General features: G+C 69.9%; 17 protein-coding genes. 9 read left to right on the top strand and 8 right to left on the bottom strand.

Translation table 11 applies throughout. From position 1 onward, the window contains the following. Nucleotides 1-10: 10 nt before the first annotated feature. Together E0H92_RS29310 and E0H92_RS29315 are read right to left on the bottom strand one after the other, a co-directional pair. Nucleotides 11-694 carry a FadR/GntR family transcriptional regulator gene (locus E0H92_RS29310; RefSeq protein ID WP_131498542.1) on the bottom strand — a complete coding sequence of 228 codons (684 nt, stop codon included), beginning with the start codon at nt 692-694 and terminating at the stop codon, nt 11-13. Between the two features lie 76 nt (nt 695-770). Continuing rightward, on the bottom strand, nt 771-1,886 hold the full coding sequence (locus tag E0H92_RS29315; RefSeq protein WP_131498543.1) for an L-talarate/galactarate dehydratase: 1,116 nt from the start codon (nt 1,884-1,886) through the stop codon (nt 771-773). Nucleotides 1,887-2,058: 172 nt separating this feature from the next. Between E0H92_RS29315 and glsA the strand changes: the two genes are divergently transcribed. Further along, the gene (gene glsA, locus E0H92_RS29320) at nt 2,059-3,504 is read left to right on the top strand and encodes a glutaminase A (protein ID WP_131498544.1); all 1,446 of its coding nucleotides are present in this window, start codon (nt 2,059-2,061) and stop codon (nt 3,502-3,504) included. 87 nt (nt 3,505-3,591) lie between these two features. Here the strand turns inward: glsA and glmS are convergent, their stop codons facing one another. The 4 genes from glmS to nucS all read right to left on the bottom strand — a co-directional run bounded on the left by glmS (nt 3,592) and on the right by nucS (nt 6,621). Continuing rightward, complete coding sequence (gene glmS / locus E0H92_RS29325; RefSeq protein ID WP_131463561.1) at nt 3,592-5,412, bottom strand: glutamine--fructose-6-phosphate transaminase (isomerizing); 1,821 nt, start codon at nt 5,410-5,412, stop codon at nt 3,592-3,594. 35 nt (nt 5,413-5,447) lie between these two features. Then, nucleotides 5,448-5,732, bottom strand: coding sequence for a hypothetical protein (locus tag E0H92_RS29330; protein WP_238151128.1), 285 nt, complete (start codon nt 5,730-5,732; stop codon nt 5,448-5,450). A gap of 71 nt (nt 5,733-5,803) precedes the next feature. Continuing rightward, a complete protein-coding gene (locus E0H92_RS44345; RefSeq protein WP_165550094.1) occupies nt 5,804-5,947 on the bottom strand; it encodes a hypothetical protein in 144 nt (47 codons plus the stop codon). A 14-nt stretch (nt 5,948-5,961) separates the two neighbouring features. Further along, nucleotides 5,962-6,621, bottom strand: a complete 660-nt coding sequence (gene nucS / locus E0H92_RS29335; protein ID WP_130387417.1) for an endonuclease NucS — start codon at nt 6,619-6,621, stop codon at nt 5,962-5,964. Between the two features lie 49 nt (nt 6,622-6,670). On the opposite strand from nucS, the gene E0H92_RS29340 reads away from it, so the two are divergent. Genes E0H92_RS29340 through E0H92_RS29350 form a run of 3 tightly spaced genes read left to right on the top strand, consistent with a single transcriptional unit; the run spans nt 6,671 to nt 8,324 of the window. Then, complete coding sequence (locus E0H92_RS29340; protein WP_202873897.1) at nt 6,671-6,994, top strand: hypothetical protein; 324 nt, start codon at nt 6,671-6,673, stop codon at nt 6,992-6,994. A 5-nt stretch (nt 6,995-6,999) separates the two neighbouring features. Next, a complete protein-coding gene (locus tag E0H92_RS29345; RefSeq protein WP_238173651.1) occupies nt 7,000-7,872 on the top strand; it encodes a class I SAM-dependent methyltransferase in 873 nt (290 codons plus the stop codon). Next, nucleotides 7,869-8,324 carry an NUDIX hydrolase gene (locus E0H92_RS29350; protein ID WP_202873898.1) on the top strand — a complete coding sequence of 152 codons (456 nt, stop codon included), beginning with the start codon at nt 7,869-7,871 and terminating at the stop codon, nt 8,322-8,324. Before E0H92_RS29345 ends, E0H92_RS29350 begins: the two co-directional genes overlap by 4 nt. Here the strand turns inward: E0H92_RS29350 and E0H92_RS29355 are convergent. After that, a complete protein-coding gene (locus E0H92_RS29355; RefSeq protein ID WP_131498547.1) occupies nt 8,305-10,422 on the bottom strand; it encodes a hypothetical protein in 2,118 nt (705 codons plus the stop codon). The genes E0H92_RS29350 and E0H92_RS29355 overlap by 20 nt on opposite strands. A gap of 36 nt (nt 10,423-10,458) precedes the next feature. Here E0H92_RS29355 and E0H92_RS29360 point away from each other — a divergent pair, with 36 nt between their 5' ends. The 4 genes from E0H92_RS29360 to E0H92_RS29375 all read left to right on the top strand — a co-directional run bounded on the left by E0H92_RS29360 (nt 10,459) and on the right by E0H92_RS29375 (nt 14,909). Next, nucleotides 10,459-12,237, top strand: coding sequence for a 3-hydroxyacyl-CoA dehydrogenase family protein (locus tag E0H92_RS29360; RefSeq protein ID WP_131498548.1), 1,779 nt, complete (start codon nt 10,459-10,461; stop codon nt 12,235-12,237). A gap of 28 nt (nt 12,238-12,265) precedes the next feature. Then, nucleotides 12,266-12,562 carry a hypothetical protein gene (locus tag E0H92_RS29365; RefSeq protein ID WP_131498549.1) on the top strand — a complete coding sequence of 99 codons (297 nt, stop codon included), beginning with the start codon at nt 12,266-12,268 and terminating at the stop codon, nt 12,560-12,562. Next, nucleotides 12,559-13,650: a zeta toxin family protein gene (locus tag E0H92_RS29370; RefSeq protein WP_131498550.1), complete on the top strand. Its 1,092-nt coding sequence runs from the start codon at nt 12,559-12,561 to the stop codon at nt 13,648-13,650. Before E0H92_RS29365 ends, E0H92_RS29370 begins: the two co-directional genes overlap by 4 nt. Before the next feature lie 194 nt (nt 13,651-13,844). Then, entirely contained in the window at nt 13,845-14,909 is a 1,065-nt protein-coding gene (locus tag E0H92_RS29375; protein ID WP_131498551.1) for a hypothetical protein, read from the top strand. Here the strand turns inward: E0H92_RS29375 and E0H92_RS29380 are convergent. Beyond that, nucleotides 14,888-15,670 carry a phytanoyl-CoA dioxygenase family protein gene (locus tag E0H92_RS29380; RefSeq protein ID WP_131498552.1) on the bottom strand — a complete coding sequence of 261 codons (783 nt, stop codon included), beginning with the start codon at nt 15,668-15,670 and terminating at the stop codon, nt 14,888-14,890. The two genes, E0H92_RS29375 and E0H92_RS29380, sit on opposite strands and share 22 nt — an antisense overlap. A 50-nt stretch (nt 15,671-15,720) precedes the next feature. Here E0H92_RS29380 and E0H92_RS29385 point away from each other — a divergent pair, with 50 nt between their 5' ends. Continuing rightward, nucleotides 15,721-16,518: a helix-turn-helix domain-containing protein gene (locus tag E0H92_RS29385; RefSeq protein WP_238151129.1), complete on the top strand. Its 798-nt coding sequence runs from the start codon at nt 15,721-15,723 to the stop codon at nt 16,516-16,518.

The following is a 16,518-nucleotide window of genomic DNA, read 5'->3' on the forward strand; positions in this document are numbered from 1 at the left end:
GCCGGCAACGCTATCCGGCGGTGTGGGTCAGCAACCGCTGCCGAGTGCTCGACAGATGCACCCGCATCGCGGCCCGCGCCGCCTCCGGCTCGGACCGCGCGATCGCCGCGCTGATGTTCTCGTGCTCGTGCACCACCCGGATCAGGTGATCCGGGTCCGACATCTCGTACGCCGGGTCGAGCCGGGTCCGCGGCAGCATGATCATCATCGGCCCGAGTTCGGAGATCAGGTCCCCGTAGAACCGATTGCCCGAGGCAACGGCAACCTTGAGGTGGAACGCGAAGTCGGCCTCCACCGACCGCCCCGGATCGTCGCCGACCCGCCGGAAGTCGTCCAGCGCCCGCTCGATCCCCTTCAACTGATGATCGGTACGCCGGCTCGCCGCCAGCCCCGCCGCCTCGCTCTCGACCCCGATCCGGAAGTCCATCAGGTCGAGGACGTCACGGTGCGAGCGCACCGCGCGCAGTCCCGGCGTACGGTCCGGGACCTCCAGCACGAACGAACCGCGCCCCTGGAACGTCTCCACCAGCCCGGCGGCCTGCAGCCGCGAGACCGCCTCGCGGACGACGGTCCGGCTGACCCCGAACTCCTCGACCAGCCCGTTCTCACCCGGCAGCTTCTCGCCCGGCGCGATCCGCCCGCTGAGAATCCGCCGCTTCAGATCCTCGACGATCTGGTCGGCCAGACCGCTCATCGACGTCCTCGCTTCGCTCCGGGCGCCGATGAGGCACGAGCGCGCTGTGTTGTTTCGGTGCCCTCGCTCCGCTCGGTCACGGGAACTCGCAGCTGTCCACCGTCCAGCGCGCGCACTGCTCGGTCGTGGTGAAGCCGAGACCCGGACGGTCCGGGACGAGCATCCGCCCGTCGACCGTCTCCAGACGCTCGTTGAACAAGGGATTCAGCCACTCGAAGTGCTCCACCCACGGCTCCCGCGGGTACGCCGCCGCGAGGTGCAGATGGATCTCCATCGCGAAGTGCGGTGCGAGCTGCAGACCGTTGTGGTCGGCCAGCGTCGCGAGTTTGAGGAACGGCGTGATGCCGCCGATCCGCGGCGCGTCGGGCTGGATGATGTCGGCCGCCCGCGCCTCGATCAGCCGGACGTGCTCGCCGACGCTGGACAGCATCTCGCCGGTCGCGATCGGGGTGTCGAGAGCAGCCGCCAGCTCCGCGTGCCCGATTGCGTCGTACGCGTCCAGCGGTTCCTCGATCCAGACCAGATCGAACTGCTCGAGCACCCGGCCGATCCGTAGCGCGGTCGGACGGTCCCACTGCTGGTTCGCGTCCACCATCAGCGGTACGTCGTCGCCGAGGTGTTCCCGTACCGCCCGGACCCGCTCCAGGTCGATCCGGCTGTCGGGCTGCCCGACCTTGATCTTGATGCCGCCGATCCCGTCCGCCAGAGACTTCGACGCCCGCTCTTTCACCTCTTCAAGAGGGGCGTGCAGGAAACCGCCGGAGGTGTTGTACGCGCGGACCGAGTCGCGGTGCGCGCCGAGCAGCTTGGCGAGCGGCAGACCGGCGCGCTTGGCCTTCAGGTCCCACAGCGCGATGTCGATCGCGGCGATCGCCTGGGTCGCGACACCGGACCGGCCGACCGAGGCGCCGGCCCACAGCAGCTTGTCGTACACCTTCGCGATATCCGACGGATCCTCGCCGATCAACCCCGCCGCGATTTCCTTGGCGTGCGCGTACTGCGCGGGTCCACCGGCCCGCTTCGAGTAGCTGAACCCGATCCCGTGCTGATCCTGCTCGGTCGCGATCTCCGCGAACAGGAACACCACCTCGGTCATCGGCCGCTGCCGTCCGGTCAGCACCTTGGCGTCGCTGATCGGCTGGTCGAGCGGGAGGACGACGGACGAGAGCTTCACCTGGCGGATGCGGTCCATGGGCAGTGATCATACAAGTGGTCAACTTGTACTACAACATGCTCGTTTGACGTCGTCGTAACACCAGGTGACCGCCGTCGAAACACGACCGGTACAGGCTGCTGCCCGCCGACAGTGCCGACAGTGTGGTCGTGCGCGCCCGCCTGCCGCCATCTGGGGAAGGAAGCAGCCAATGGACGTCTCGGAGAAGCTGCTCCGGTCGTTTGCGACGATCGACACGGACGACGACGGACGGATCTGGTCCTGGGAGTTGCTCAACACCCTCGGCCGGGCCGGGATCATGCCGGACGATCCGCGGGTGCGCGCGGCGCTGGACGGTGTCCGTGACGCGGCCGGCCGGCCGGCGATCACGCCGTACGCCCAGCCGGTGCAGATCGACCTCGACACGTTCGCCGAGGTTGCGCGGCACGACGTGATCCAGCGGACGCTGACCGGCGGCCTCGCGATGCCGGCGGACGAGTTCGCGGAGTTCGCGGACGCGGTGCGGCGGATCCACACCGACCTGCTGGACGAGCGGTCCGGTGCGGTCGCGGACTACATCCCGACCTTGCGGGACGCCGATCCGGAGAAGTTCGGCATCGCGATCTGCACCGCCGACGGCCAGGTGTTCTCGATCGGCGACACCGCGGACGAGTTCAGCGTCCAGTCGACGTCGAAGCCCTTCAACTACGCGATCGCGCTGGAGCAGCTCGGCCCGGAGGAGGTCCACCGCTGGGTCGGTCAGGAACAGAGCGGCGGTCCCTTCAACGATCCGCTGCTGTCGCTGGGCAAGGACGGCCGGCCGCACAATCCGATGATCAACGCCGGAGCGATCGGGACCCTCGCCCTGGTCGACGCGGGCAAGGATCTGTCCGACAGATTCACCACCGTCCGGGACACCTGGGCCGCGATGACCGGCGAGCGTCCGCAGTTGCACGGAGCAACGTTCCTGGCCGAGCGCGAGACCGGGTTCGGGAACGTCATGTTCGCGAACGCGCTGGCGCGGAACGGGAAGCTGTACGGCGCCAGTCCGACCGACCGGCGCGCGCCCGAGGACGCCACCGAGCTCTACACCATGGGCTGCTCACTCACCATGACCGCGGAGCGGCTGGCCAGGGCCGGTGCCACGCTCGCCAACGGCGGCGTCGCACCGCTGAGCGGTCAGCAGGTGTTCTCTCCGGAGACCGCCGGCCAGGTGCTGTCCATGATGGGCCACAGCGGGATGTACAACGACTCGGGACAGTTCTCGAACCAGGTCGGGTTGCCGGCCAAGAGCGGGGTGTCCGGCAACGTCATGATGGTGGTGCCGTCGAAGCAGCTGGCCGTCGTGGTGTTCTCGCCCCGCCTGGACCCGGCCGGCAACTCGGTGCGTGGGGTCGAGGTGTGCAAGCGGCTCGTCAACGAGTTCGGCCTGCACCCGTACCGGAGCACGGGTGCCGAGCGCGGCCGCGGACAGTTGGTCGGTGCGCTCAACGGTGCCGACAAACGAGCCGAGGCGGCGAGCGCCGCCGACCGCGCCCTCGGCGGCCTGCCGAGGCCAGGATCCGCCCGCCCAACCACCACACCGGGCGTCAACCCCGAGCAGCCCGCTGTCGCGACGAGCACTCGCCCTGGAGTCAAGCCCAGCCACCAGCTGTGATCCCCAGGCCATCACAACCGAACGGCCCCCGCCACGCTGAGCGTGACGGGGGCCGTGGTGTCGCTGTTGTGATGGCGTGGCGGTCGGCTACTCGACGGTGACCGACTTCGCCAGGTTGCGCGGCTTGTCCACGTCGTGGCCGAGGGCGACCGCGGCGTAGTACGCGATGATCTGCAGCGGGATCGTCAGCAGGATCGGGTCCAGCTCGGGCTCGTTCTTCGGTACGACGATCTTCGCCGCGACCCCGTCCGGGACCTCGACGCCCGGGTGCGTGACGACGTACAGCGGGCCGGAGCGGGCGCCGATCTCGTGCAGCGCGCCGATGTTGCGGTCCAGCAGCTCGTCGTCGGGGACGATCGCGACACTCGGCACGTCCGGAGAGATCAGGGCGAGCGGACCGTGCTTCAGCTCGGAGGTCTGGTACGCCTCGGCGTGCCGGTACGAGATCTCCTTCAGCTTCTGCGCACCCTCACGCGCGACCGGGTACCCACGGGTCCGGCCGACGAAGAACAGCGATTCGTGCTGCGCGAGGCGACCGGCGATCTTGGCCAGTTCCTCTTCCTGCGCGACGATCGCGGCGATGTGCTCCGGGAGCTTCTTCAGGCCGTCGATCAGCCGGCGGCCGTCGGCGGGGGAGACGTCCCGGATCCGGCCGAGGTGGATGCCGAGCATCGCGAACCCGACCGCCATGTTGGTCAGCGCCTTCGTCGACGCCACCGAGACCTCCGGGCCGGCGTGCAGGTACACGCCGCCGTCGACCTCACGGGCGATGCTCGAACCGACCGCGTTCACCAGGCCGATCACACGGCCGCCCTTGCGCTTCAGCTCCTGCACCGCGACCAGGGTGTCGAGGGTTTCACCGGACTGCGACACGGCGACGTACAGCGTGTCCCGCTCGACGACCGGGTTGCGGTACCGGAACTCCGAGGCCGGCTCCGCGTCGGCGGGGATCCGCGCGACCTCCTCGATGAACTGCGCGCCCATCTGACCCGCGTAGTACGCCGACCCGCAGCCGAGGATCTTGACCCGCTTGATCTCCCGCGCCTCGCGGGCGTCCATGTTCAGGCCGCCGAGGTGCACGGTGTGGAACCGCTCGTCGAGACGGCCCCGGATCACCCGGCCGACCGCGTCCGGCTGCTCGTGGATCTCCTTCATCATGAAGTGCTCGTGCAGACCGCGCTCGAACTCCTCGGCCTCCCACTCGACCGTCTTCGCGGTCTTGGTGGTCGGGGAGGCGTCCTGGGTGAAGGTGCGGTAGCCGTCGGCGCGGACGGTGGCGAGCTCGCCGTCGTCCAAGTACACGACCTGGCGGGTGTAGCGGATCAGCGCGGCCGCGTCGGAGGCGATGTGCATCTCGCCGTCGCCGATGCCGAGGATCAGCGGGCTGCCGTTGCGGGCGACCACGATCCGGTCCGGGAAGTCGAGGTCGATCACCGCGATGCCGTAGGTGCCCTCGATCCGGCGCAGGGCGGCCATCACCTTCTCCTCGAGGGTGCCGCCGTCGGCCTGCTCGATCAGGTGCGCGAGCACCTCGGTGTCGGTCTCGGAGCGCAGCTTCACGCCGGCGTCCTCGAGCTGCGAGCGGATCGCCCCGGCGTTGTCGAAGATGCCGTTGTGCACGACCGCGATCCGCTCGTTGCCGCTGGCGTGCGGGTGCGCGTTGTCCTTGCTCGGGCCGCCGTGGGTGGCCCACCGGGTGTGGCCGATGCCGAGCTTGCCGCCGAAGCGCTTCGGCAGCGACGCCTCCAGCTCACGGACCCGGCCGGCGTCCTTGTGCACCTTCAGCTCGCTGGACCCGAGGACGGCGACGCCCGCCGAGTCGTAGCCCCGGTACTCGAGCCGGGCCAGTCCGTCCACCAGGATGGGCGCGGCCGGCTTGGTGCCGACGTACCCGACGATTCCGCACATGTAGTGGTGCCCTTCGTAGGTCTGTTGGGACCCGGTCAGCCGTAGACGATCCGTCGCAGCTGCCGGGCGGAGAGTTCGGGTGAGCGGACCGGCCAGTGCCGGAGCTCGGTGCCGAGGCGGGCGAAGATCTCGTCGTTGCGGGCCCCGTAGGTCTGCAGCTCACGGTGCCGGCGCCGGACGTACTCCTCGGTCGTCTCGGTGAAATAGGCCAGTACGTCGGCGACCACGCGCCGCGCGACATCCGCCGACAGTCCGGTCGTGCGGCTGACCTGATCGGCCAGCTCGTCGACCGGCTCCACGGCCGCCGCCTCACTGATCACCCGTCAACCATGCAGTCTTTCCAGGGCCAACACCAAGCATCTGCCCGAAATCGGGCAAATATGCTGATTTGTCAGGAGTTTGGGTGCGTGTTGCGCTTGCGGGTGAGCAGGACGACGAGGACTATGACCAGCACCGCCACCAGCGCGCCGACCGGGACGATCAGCCAGACCAGCCAATCGGAGGCGCCCGGCGGTTCCGGAGGGGTCGACGTCATCGGGTAGCTCCTGTTCAGAAGAGGCGCAGGACGTCGGACTCCATGCCGCGGAGGGCGTCGTAGTCGACGGTGAGGCAGTCGAGGCCGCGGTCGGTGGCGAGGAACTGGGCCTGCGGCTTGATCAGCTGGGCGGCGAAGATACCGCGGACCGGGGCCAGCAGCGGGTCGCGGTTCAGGAGTTCGACGTACCGGGTGAGCTGTTCGACGCCGTCGATCTCGCCGCGGCGCTTGATCTCGACCGCGACGTGTTTGCCGTCGGCGTCGCGGAGCAGCAGGTCGACCGGGCCGATCGCCGTCGGGTACTCGCGGCGTACCAGCGTCCAGCCCTCGCCGAACGTGTGGACGTGCTCGGCGAGCAGCTCCTGCAGGTGCGCCTCGACGCCGTCCTTGATCAGCCCGGGGTCCGTCCCGAGCTCGTACGCCGTGTCGCTGTGCACCTCCTCGATGGTGATCCGCAGCTCCTCACCCGCCTTGTTGGTGACGCTCCAGACCCCCTCGTCCTCGGTCAGCTTGCACGGCGGCGACATCCAGTTCAGCGGTTTGTACGACCCGCCGTCGGCGTGGATCAGCACGGACCCGTCCGCCTTCACCATCAGCAGCCGGGGCGCCATCGGCAGATGAGCCGTCAGCCGCCCCGAGTAGTCAACAGAACACGTAGCAATCACCAAGCGCACGAGAAAGCACCGTAGTGCACTCAGGTACCGAGGTGGGAAGGTGGTGAGCATGATGCCGAAGGTGAGCGACGAGGCGGTCGCCGCGTACGACGCGGTCGCGGCCGGGCTCGAGGCGGCCGGAGTGGTGCGCGGCAGCATGTTCGGGATGCCGTGCCTGAAGGCCGGTAAGAAGGTGCTCGCCGGCATGTACGGCGACGCGATGACCTTCAAACTCCCGCCCGGGCCGCGGGAGAAGGCGCTGTCGGTCCCCGGTGCGGAGCCGTTCGATCCGGGGATGGGTCGGCCGATGAAGGAATGGGTAAAGATCCCGCTCGAGCAGTCCGCCGTCTGGCCGGACTACGCCGCCGAGGCCCTGGAGTACGTCGCTCAATGAATCTCATGTGTCCTGCCCGCATCCTGCTGCTGCCCGGTGACGTCCAGGACGCGGTGGTCGGTGAGCGGATCGTGCAGGTGTACGCCGGACCGTTCGAGGCGGCCGCGGGTGCTCGGCTGGCCGAGGCGCTCGCGGTGCCGTTGACCGTCGTACCCGAGCTGACCCAGCAGCCCGACGCCGAACTGCAGTCGATCGCGGACCTGCATCGCGGCGAGACCGTGGTGGTCCTCGGGCTGGACCTCGGCCTCACACTGCCCGCCGTCGTCGAGCACACCGGCGACGGCTGGACCCGGATCGCCTCGGACAACGAGCTCACGCTCGCGGCGTACGAACAGGCCGCCGGCAAGTTCCGCGACTCGATTCCCAAGGAACCCAACCACCTGCTGATCGACCTGCTCGGCGAACATCTCGCACCGGGCGGCAAGGTGCTCGAGCTGGGCAGCGGCACCGGCAAGGACGCGATCGAGCTGGAGAGCCGCGGATACGTCGTACGCCGTACCGACGCGACGCAGGCGTTCGTCGACATGATGCGCGCCGACGGGTACGCCGCCGACCGTTTGAACGCGATCACCGACGACTACGGCGGCCCGTACGACGCGGTCTACGCGAGCGCGGTGTTCCTGCACTTCGATCGCGCGCAACTGGCCGGCGTACTGCGGAAAGCGGGCCGGGCCGCGCCGGTGCTCGCGTTCGCGACCCGGGAGGGCAAGGGCGAGGAGTGGTCGAAACGGCACCTGGATCTCCCGCGGCATTTCGTTCTCTGGCAGGAGGAACCGCTGCGTGACCTGCTGACCGCGACCGGATGGACGGTCGCGCGACTCGAGCGCGGCGATTCGAAGATCGGCACCTGGTTCGAGATCCTGGCGACGCGCTCGTGATCCGCGCGGGTGTCGTACTGCTGACCGAGGACGGGATCGCGGCGATCGAGCGGGTCCGCGACGGGCGGACGTACCACGTGCTGCCGGGTGGTCAGGTGGAGGAGGGGGAGAGCCCGGCGGAGGCCGCGCGCCGCGAGGTGCACGAAGAGCTCGGCCTGCTGGTGAAGATCCGGGAGGCCGTCGCGGTCGTGCACTTCGGCGACAGCACGCAGCACTACTTCGTCGCCGAGGTGGTCGGCGGCGAGTTCGGCACCGGCGACGGCTCGGAGATGGGCAGTGCGGCCGACTCGGAGCGCGGGAGCTATCGCGCCGTGTGGTTGCCGGTGACGGACCTCGCGGCCTCCGATCTCCGGCCGAGGCCGATCGCCGCCGCGCTTGAGGCCGCACCGGACCCATGGTGGCTGCTGGAAGGCTGGATGGTGACACCGGTCGTCATCGACGAGGGTGGGTGAGGTCGGCCTCGCCGGTGACGCGTGATCCTGCTCTGGCGATCGTCAGTGCCAGCGGTGGGCCGGCGACGGCGAAGGTCAGTAGGGCGATGCGCAGGCCGTAGTCGTTGGCCGCCGATCCGATGGCCGCGATCGTCACGATGGCGACGAAGCAGCCCCAGAGGTAGTGCCGTTCGGTCACTGCCCGTTCGAACCAGGCCGGTGCCACCTGGCGGCGGGCGACCACTACGGCGAGCAGATACAGCAGCAGGAGGCCGGCCAGCCAGAGGTGCGGCCCGCCGGACAGGGAGCCGAACGCGTAGCCGGCCTTGCGGGTCACCACGCCGAGGCCGTCGCCGTTCAGCAGGTCTTCGACGAACCGTCCAGCGTGTGAGCGCGAGGCGGCCGGGCGAAGCCAGTCGAGCACGCTGATCAGGGCCACCGCGACGACCGCCGCGGCGCCGGTGAGCAGCAGGCGGACGACACCGATCCGCCGTCTGAGGACATCGAGCGTCAGCAGGACGAATGCCGGGACGATCGCGAACCCGCCGCCGACATCCGCTCCCCACGTCGGCCAGGCGTCGACCACGACCGTCACCAGACCGATCGCCGCGACGGCAGCGGCGGCGACCGCGGTACCGGAACGGGATCGCAGCCAGCGGGCGACGCCGGTCGCGAAGAGCACAGCATGTACGGCGAACACAACGAACGTGGTGTTGCCGAACCCGTAGTACCGCCCACCCGATAACGGCGACGGACCGAGCGGGCTGCCGTGGTGCAGGACGGTGCCGGTGATCGCGTCGAGGGCGAGGACGACGACCGTGATCCCGGCGAGGACAGTGACGGCTCGGGGGAGTCGCCGGAGCGCGAAGGCCAGCGCGACTGCGCCGAGGAGCATGCCGAGCCACAGGGCCGCAAGCGGTACGGGCCATCGCCACCACTGGATGAGGCGGACCAAGTACGAGCACAGCGGCAGGGCGGCGAGTGCAAGCAGGCTGAACTCGACTGTCCGCGTTCTGCGCCCGGTGTGCCGGAGTACCGCCAGTGCGGCGATCGCCAGGAGCACCGCCGCGGCCAGGCCGTTGACGAACCAGCCGGAGCTGCGGCGCAGATCGCGGTCGCGATGTGTGACGTCGGCGAGCTTGGAGACGGTGTCCGCGGCTGACGGCCGGGTGCCCGAGGCGATCAGTGGTGCGCCGGTGAAGTCGTTGGGCTCGGGCACACCTGCCGCGGCGACGATCGTCGACGGGATGTCGAGGAGTCGCACGATGCCCTGCCAACGGGTCGACTGGGCGGTCAGGTAATGGCCGGCGGCTCGGGGGCCGGTGACGAGTACGGCGCTCATCGCCAGGGTTGAGTGCAGCGGCTGGGAGACGCCGAGCACGATCACGGCTGCGGTCGGCGGCGCCTTCTCGAGGACCTCGCGGACGGTGTCGTCGGCCTGTCGGAGGGCGCGGCCGGGATCGCGGCGACGGTCGAGTATGCCGGCGTCGACCATTGTCACCGGACAGTCCCAGCGGGCGGTCTGCGCGGTGGGGTAGTACCTGGCTACTTGGCCCTGGCGGGTGGCGAGGGCCAGCGCGGCGCCTTGGCCTACGGCGGTGGCGCAGACGTTGTTGTCGGCGAGCGTCGTACCGAGTAGTCCTAGCGTCGGGTCGTAGACCGAGTCGTGCTGGGCCTGGACGAGACCGGACCAGCCGTCCACGGTGCCGTCGGTTACCGAGGGGATCGCCGTACAGTCGCGGTCGCGGTGTGGTTGGGGATCAGTCGCTGCCCGGCCCGCCGAGAGGGAGAGCCAGCCGTCCAGCGGGCAGGGTGGCGAGTGCACGGTGCGGACCGTCATCGCCGCGGCCCCGGCCCCGTCCTCGAGCATCCTCCACAGCGTCGGCGCGCCGTCCTCGGTCAGGTTGTCCCAGGTCAGGCCCGCGATCCCAACAACCACCACCGGCGCCGCAACCACCGCTCCCGGAACCGCCGCTGCTGGGTCCTCCGCGGCTGCTGCCGTTGCGGGCAGGCCGAGGAGAGTTGCGGCTGCGACCAGGATCCGGGCGAGCATGTGGTCAACTATCGGGCGCAGTGAGGTCAGGCGTGTGAGGTTGACCTCGCCGGTGACCCAGCTCATGGGCGGACCAGTCGTCGGACTGGCATAGTGCAGAGCATGGCTCGGGAATTGACGACGGTGGGTGTGGTGGGTCTCGGCACGATGGGCGCCGGGATCGCCGAGGTGTTCGCGCGCAACGGCCTGACGGTCGTCGGCGTCGAGCGTGACGAGGAAGCGGTCGAGCGCGGCCGCGGGCACATCCAGCACTCGACCGACCGCGCCGTGAAACGCGGCAAGCTGTCGGTCGAGGACCAGCAGGCGCTGTTCGACCGGGTCACGTTCGCCACCTCGCTGGAGGCGCTGGCCGACTGCGACCTGGTGATCGAGGCCGTCGTCGAGCGGCTCGAGCTGAAGCGCGAGATCTTCGCCGCCCTGGACAAGATCGTCCGCGACGACGCGATCCTGGCGACCAACACCTCGTCGTTGTCGGTCACCGAGATCTCCGTCGCCACCCAGCGCCCGCGGCGCGTCGTCGGCATGCACTTCTTCAACCCGGCGCCGGTGCAGGAGTTCGTCGAGGTGATCAAGACCGTCGTCACCGAGCCGCACGTGGTCGAGGACGTGCAGGAGCTGGCCCGCCGGCTCGACAAGGTCCCCGTCGTCGCGGCGGACCGGGCCGGGTTCATCGCCAACGCGCTCCTGTTCGGGTACCTGAACCACGCGGTCTCCATGGTCGAGTCCCGCTACGCGACCCGCGAGGACGTCGACGCGGCGATGCGGCTCGGCTGCGGTTACCCGATGGGCCCGCTGGCGCTGCTCGACCTGATCGGCCTCGACACGGCGTACGAGATTCTCGACACCATGTACAAGCAGGGCCGCAACCGGCTGCACGCGCCGGCCCCGATCCTCAAGCAGATGGTGACCGCCGGCCTCCTCGGCCGGAAGACCGGCCGCGGCTTCTACACCTACGAGTCGCCGGACTCGCCGGTCGTGGTCGACGACGAGCACACCCCGCACCAGAACGGCGACGAGGTCGTCGTGCGAACGGTCAAGCAGGTCGGCGTCGTCGGCTCCGGCACGATGGCGGTCGGCATCGTCGAGGTGCTCGCCAAGGCCGGGTACGACGTGCTGTACGTCGCCCGCGGTACCGAGAAGGTCGACCGGGTCCGCGGCGTGCTGGAGCGCTCGCTGGAGAAGGGCGTGCAGCGCGGGAAGCTGTCCACCGAGGAGCGGGACGCGGCGCTGCGCCGGGTGACCGGTACGGCGAAGCTCGACGACCTGTCTTCGGTCGACCTCGTCATCGAGGCGGTGGTCGAGGAGCTGAGTGTCAAGCAGGCGCTGTTCGAGACGTTCGACGAGATCTGCAAGCCGGGCGCGATCCTGGCGACCACGACGTCGAGTCTGCCGGTGATCGACCTGGCGATGGCGACCAAGCGGCCGGGGGACGTGGTCGGGCTGCACTTCTTCAACCCGGCGCCGGTGATGCAGCTCGTCGAGGTCGTCAGCACCGTGAGCACCACCGCCGAGGTCGCCGACACGGTGGCCGCGGTGGCCGTTGCCGCAGGCAAGCACCCGGTGCGCTGCGGCGACCGGGCCGGTTTCATCGTGAACGCGCTGCTGTTCCCGTACCTGAACGACGCGGTCCGGATGCTCGAGGCGCACTACGCCGGCGTCGACGACATCGACGCCGCGATGAAGCTCGGCTGCCGCCTCCCGATGGGCCCGTTCGCGCTGCTCGACGTGGTCGGGCTGGACGTCTCGCTCGCCATCCAGCGCACGCTCTACCTCGAGTTCCGCGAGCCAGGCTTCGCCCCGGCCCCGCTACTCGAGCACCTGGTCACCGCCGGCTACCTCGGCCGCAAGACCGGCCGCGGCTTCCGCGACTACTCCAACTGACCGGACCCTGTCTCGCTAGTCTGGCCCTATGCCGGACGAGCACGGGAAGCACATCACCGAGGCGCTGAGTGGGCGGTTCGTGGCGCCGTTGTCGGATGACGAGCGGGTCGAGCACGAGCGGGCGCGCGTCCTCGTCCGGGCGGTGCTGTCGGCGTACAACGGGCTGATCGCCTCCGAGACCGACGAAGCCCGTCGACGCGAGCTCGAGGCGGAGCGCGCGGTACACACCGAGCGGTTCCGGCGGTTCGCGGCGCTGTCGGCCGAGGAGCGGTCCGAGATCCTGCGCACCTACCCCGAGTTGCTGGACCGGCTACGCGCCGAATGATCGACCTCACGCTCACTCCGGCCGAGTCCGAGCAGCTGATTGCCCGTCGGACCGAGGAGATCATGCCGTCCCGGCGGCCCGTCCGCGGTCCTGGCATGCAGCCGCTGGCGGTGGTGATCGGCGGGCAGCCCGGTGCGGCGAAGTCGACGGTCCAGGATCGGGTGCACGCGGCGCTCGGCGTGGACACGGCTGCGACGTACGAGGCCGATGACGACGCCCAGGCACATCCGCGGTTCCAGGAGGCGACGCGCGACGGTGGGCTGGACGCGCACGGCGAGGTGGTGCAGAGCCTGCCGGAGGACCTGAGCCAGCGGTGCCTGGACAGTCTGCTGACCGCGGACCCGCCGTACGACGTCGTGACGAGCGCGTGGCTGGAGACCCCGGAGCGGGCGCAGCAGACGCTGGAGCCGTTCCGGAACGCCGGCCATCGGGTGGTGGCCGTTTATGTCGCCACGAACGAGGCCGACAGTCTGCTGGCGATCGCGGACCGGTACCAGCAGGCGAAGGATGCCGCCGGCAACGGGCGGTGGGTGGATCCGCGAATGCACAACGCCGTCTACCAGCGAGTGTCTGACGCTGCGCACGCGGTGGAGACCCTGGGGTACGCCGACGACATCTACGTCGTGGACCGCGCGGGGAACGTGCTCTACGAGAACCACCGCCGGGCGGACGGCTCGCTGGAGCGCGAGCCCGGGGCGCGCGAGGCGATCGTTGCTGAGCGCAACCGCCCGCCAACGCCGGCGGAGCAGCAGCGCTTCGTGGGTACGGCGCGGGCGTTGCGGCAGCGTGCTGACGAGTTGGCGCCGGAGGTCGACGACCTGGTCCGCGAGGCAATGCGCAAGCAGGTCGACCGTCCAGCCGCCCTGCCCTCACAGCCGGCGCCGGATCGAGCCCCGCAGATCGACGGACAACTGGCCGAGCTGCAGCGCGTGACAGGCGCCGGCGTCGCACCGGCCGGCGGCATCCGCCCCCCGGACCCGGCAAGCACATCACCCGGAGCACCTCAGACTCCTGACGGGACCCGGGCCCCGGGGGTAGGCCACGGAGTACGACGACCGGATGGCGGACGACCGTCGGCAGATCGGTGAGTCAGGGCCGGCGCCCGCCGCGAACGTCGGCCGATCGCTGGGCAGTCGCTGACCCATCACCCGCTGGCGTCGGCGGACGGTGACACGTGAGGGCTGGCAGACTCGGGTGGGTGCGGAGGAGTTCGGTTGGGCGGGAGCTGGTGGCGGTTGCCGGCCTGCTCCTGGTGGGGGTGACGGGGCTCAGCCTGATTATGATGCCGCGGTTGGTCGGTGCCGACTGGGCGGGCTGGTCATCGCTGATGTTCCTGGTTGCTGTGCTGGTGATTCCGACCGCCTGGGTGCTGATCGGGATCTCGACCGGATCGGCCTCCGTGGCGCGGTGGATCGCGGTGCTCGGGGTTGGCGCGGTGCTGGTGCGGGTCGCGTGGTCGACGTACGACGCGGGTCCGGCGCTGCTCCTCGCCATACTGCCGCTGCTGATCGTCGTGGCGCTGCTCGCCGCAGTCCTCGCGTATTCATGGCCGCAGGCAACCACCCGCACGATCAAGGACTGTGTGCACCGCAACGGGTGGCGGCTCGTGGAGTCGCGCGACGTGCGGCTGCCGTCGCTCCCGCTCCCGGTCGGCCGGACCTGGAGCGCGCGGAACGTCGTACAGACGCCGGACGGGCTCGCCTTCGAGGTGCGATGGCTGCAGTGGACCGGACTGCTGTGCCGACGGCGCCGCCTGAGTGTCTTCGTCACAACCCTGCCGGTCGCGCTGCCGCCGGCGGAGGTACGGCCCGGTGGGCTGACCAGATCGGATCTCACACTCGAGAGCGCCGAGTTCAATCGGAGCTTCGACGTGATCGGGGACGAGCCCCGCTACCTCATGGCTGTCCTGCACCCGCGCACGATGCAGGCTCTCCTGGATGCGCGCCCGGTACGGCTCGCCATCGAGGGCACAGCGCTCGTGCTGTCCCGCGACGAGCCGCTGACGGCCGAGTCGTTGACGCAGGGGCTCAAGTCCCTGGCAGGGATCCGGGTCCCGCAGCACGTGTACGACGACTGGGGGCAGCGCGCCGCGGAACCCGGCCGCGGTCTGCGGTTCCGCGGACGCCGCTTCGATCCGTCACCCGGTGCGGCCCTGCTCCGGATGACCACCCTCGCGACCGGGCTCCTCGGCCTGACGCTGCTCTGCTGCCTGGCCGCCGCGGCGACGGAGGCCGACTTCGATCCGCCGCATTCCGTGGGGCGGCTACTGATCGCCGGCGCGGTGCTGCTCGCGATCGCGGCGGCAGGTGCGTTGTCGCGGCGGGTTTACGGCTCCATCTCGGCGTAGTCGCCGCAGGGGCCGCCGCCGATGGCTTCGGCGAGGACGGTTTCGCGGCGGTCGGGGCGGATCAGCGGGTTGTAGAAGGCCGCGATCTCGACGCTGTCCTCCGGGATGTAGTGGAAGATCAGCGCCCGCCGGAAGCGGTCGTCGGTGGAGTTCGGGCGGGAGCCGTGGACGACGCTGCCGTGGAAGAACAGCACGTCACCGGCGGTCATCTTGGTCTGCACCTGGCTCAGACCCTCCGGTACGACGACCTGCCCGGTGCTGAAGGATTCGGTCAGGTCGGCCGGCTCGGGGCAGAGCAGTTCGGTCCGGTGCGAGCCGGGGACCACCTTGAGTCCGCCGTTCGCCGAGTCGACGTCGTCGATCGCGATCCAGGCCGCGAGACAGGTCTCCGGGTCCGCGCGCAGGAACAGGTTGTCCTGGTGCAGCGCCTGGCCGCGGGCACCCGGCGGCTTGAAGTAGAACATCGACTGGGCGCCGAGCGCAGGGCCGATGAGCGCCTGCACGACATCGAGGATCCGGCTGTCGAGCATCAGCTCCAGTGCGAGCCGCCCGGCCTCGGTGTCGGTCCGCCGGTGCGGGTGTACGAACCGCGGGTACCTGGCCAGCGGATCGTCGTCCGGTACGCCGTCGTCGTGGGCCAGCGAGAGATCCGCCGCCACCTGCTCCATGTAGACCTGCTTGATCTGCTCGACCTCGGCGGGATCGAGCAACTGGGGGACCTGGACGATGCCGTCCCGCTGGTAGATATCCGCGACTGTCATATCTCCAGGATCTGGCCCGACGGCTTGGCTGAGCGATAGCCTATCGAGCTGTGAACCTTCGATATCCTGCTGAGTCGCCGCATCCGGTGGTTCGCCGGCTGGCGACCGGTGAGTTCGACGAAGGCCCTGAGTATGCGACGTATCGGCGGCGTGGAACGACCGACTGGCTGCTGGTCCAGACCCTCGACGGCCAGGGACGATTCGGTCAGGTCGCGGCCGCGCCGGGCAGCGTCACCCTGGTCCACCCGCGCACCCTGCACGACTACGCCACGGTCGGCGGCCGCTGGCATTTCCTCTACGCGCACCTGCACCCGAAGCCCGACTGGCTGCCGCTGCTCGACTGGCCGGAAGTTGCTCCCGGCATCGTTCAGCTGCATCCGGCCGCGCCGACCTTCGAGCGGATCGCCGAGCATCTGCGCGACGCCGTACGGCATCAGCACAGTGTCCTGCCGCAGGCCGAGCAGCTCAGCGCCAACTCGCTGGAGGCGGCGCTGCTGTGGTGCGACACCCAGAACCCGAAGGCCGTGCAGATCGACGACCGGCTGCTGCGCGCGATCGAGCTGATCGACCAGGACCTGACCGCGAGCCTCGACGTACCGCGGCTGGCGCGGGCCGTGAACCTGTCGGTGTCACGCTTCGCGCACCTGTTCCGCGAGCAGCTCGGCGTCAGCCCGCAGCAGTTCGTCGAGCGCCGCCGGCTGGATGCCGCGGCGCGGCTCCTGGAGCTCACCAGCCGGCCGGTCGCGTCGGTCGCGGCGCAGGTCGGGTACGCCGACCCGCTCTACTTCGCGACCCGCTTCCGTCTGCACACTGGATCAAGCCCCACCTTGTACCGCAAGAGGTCTTAG

The organism is Kribbella speibonae (assembly GCF_004331375.1).
GTDB classification, from domain to species: domain Bacteria; phylum Actinomycetota; class Actinomycetes; order Propionibacteriales; family Kribbellaceae; genus Kribbella; species Kribbella sindirgiensis.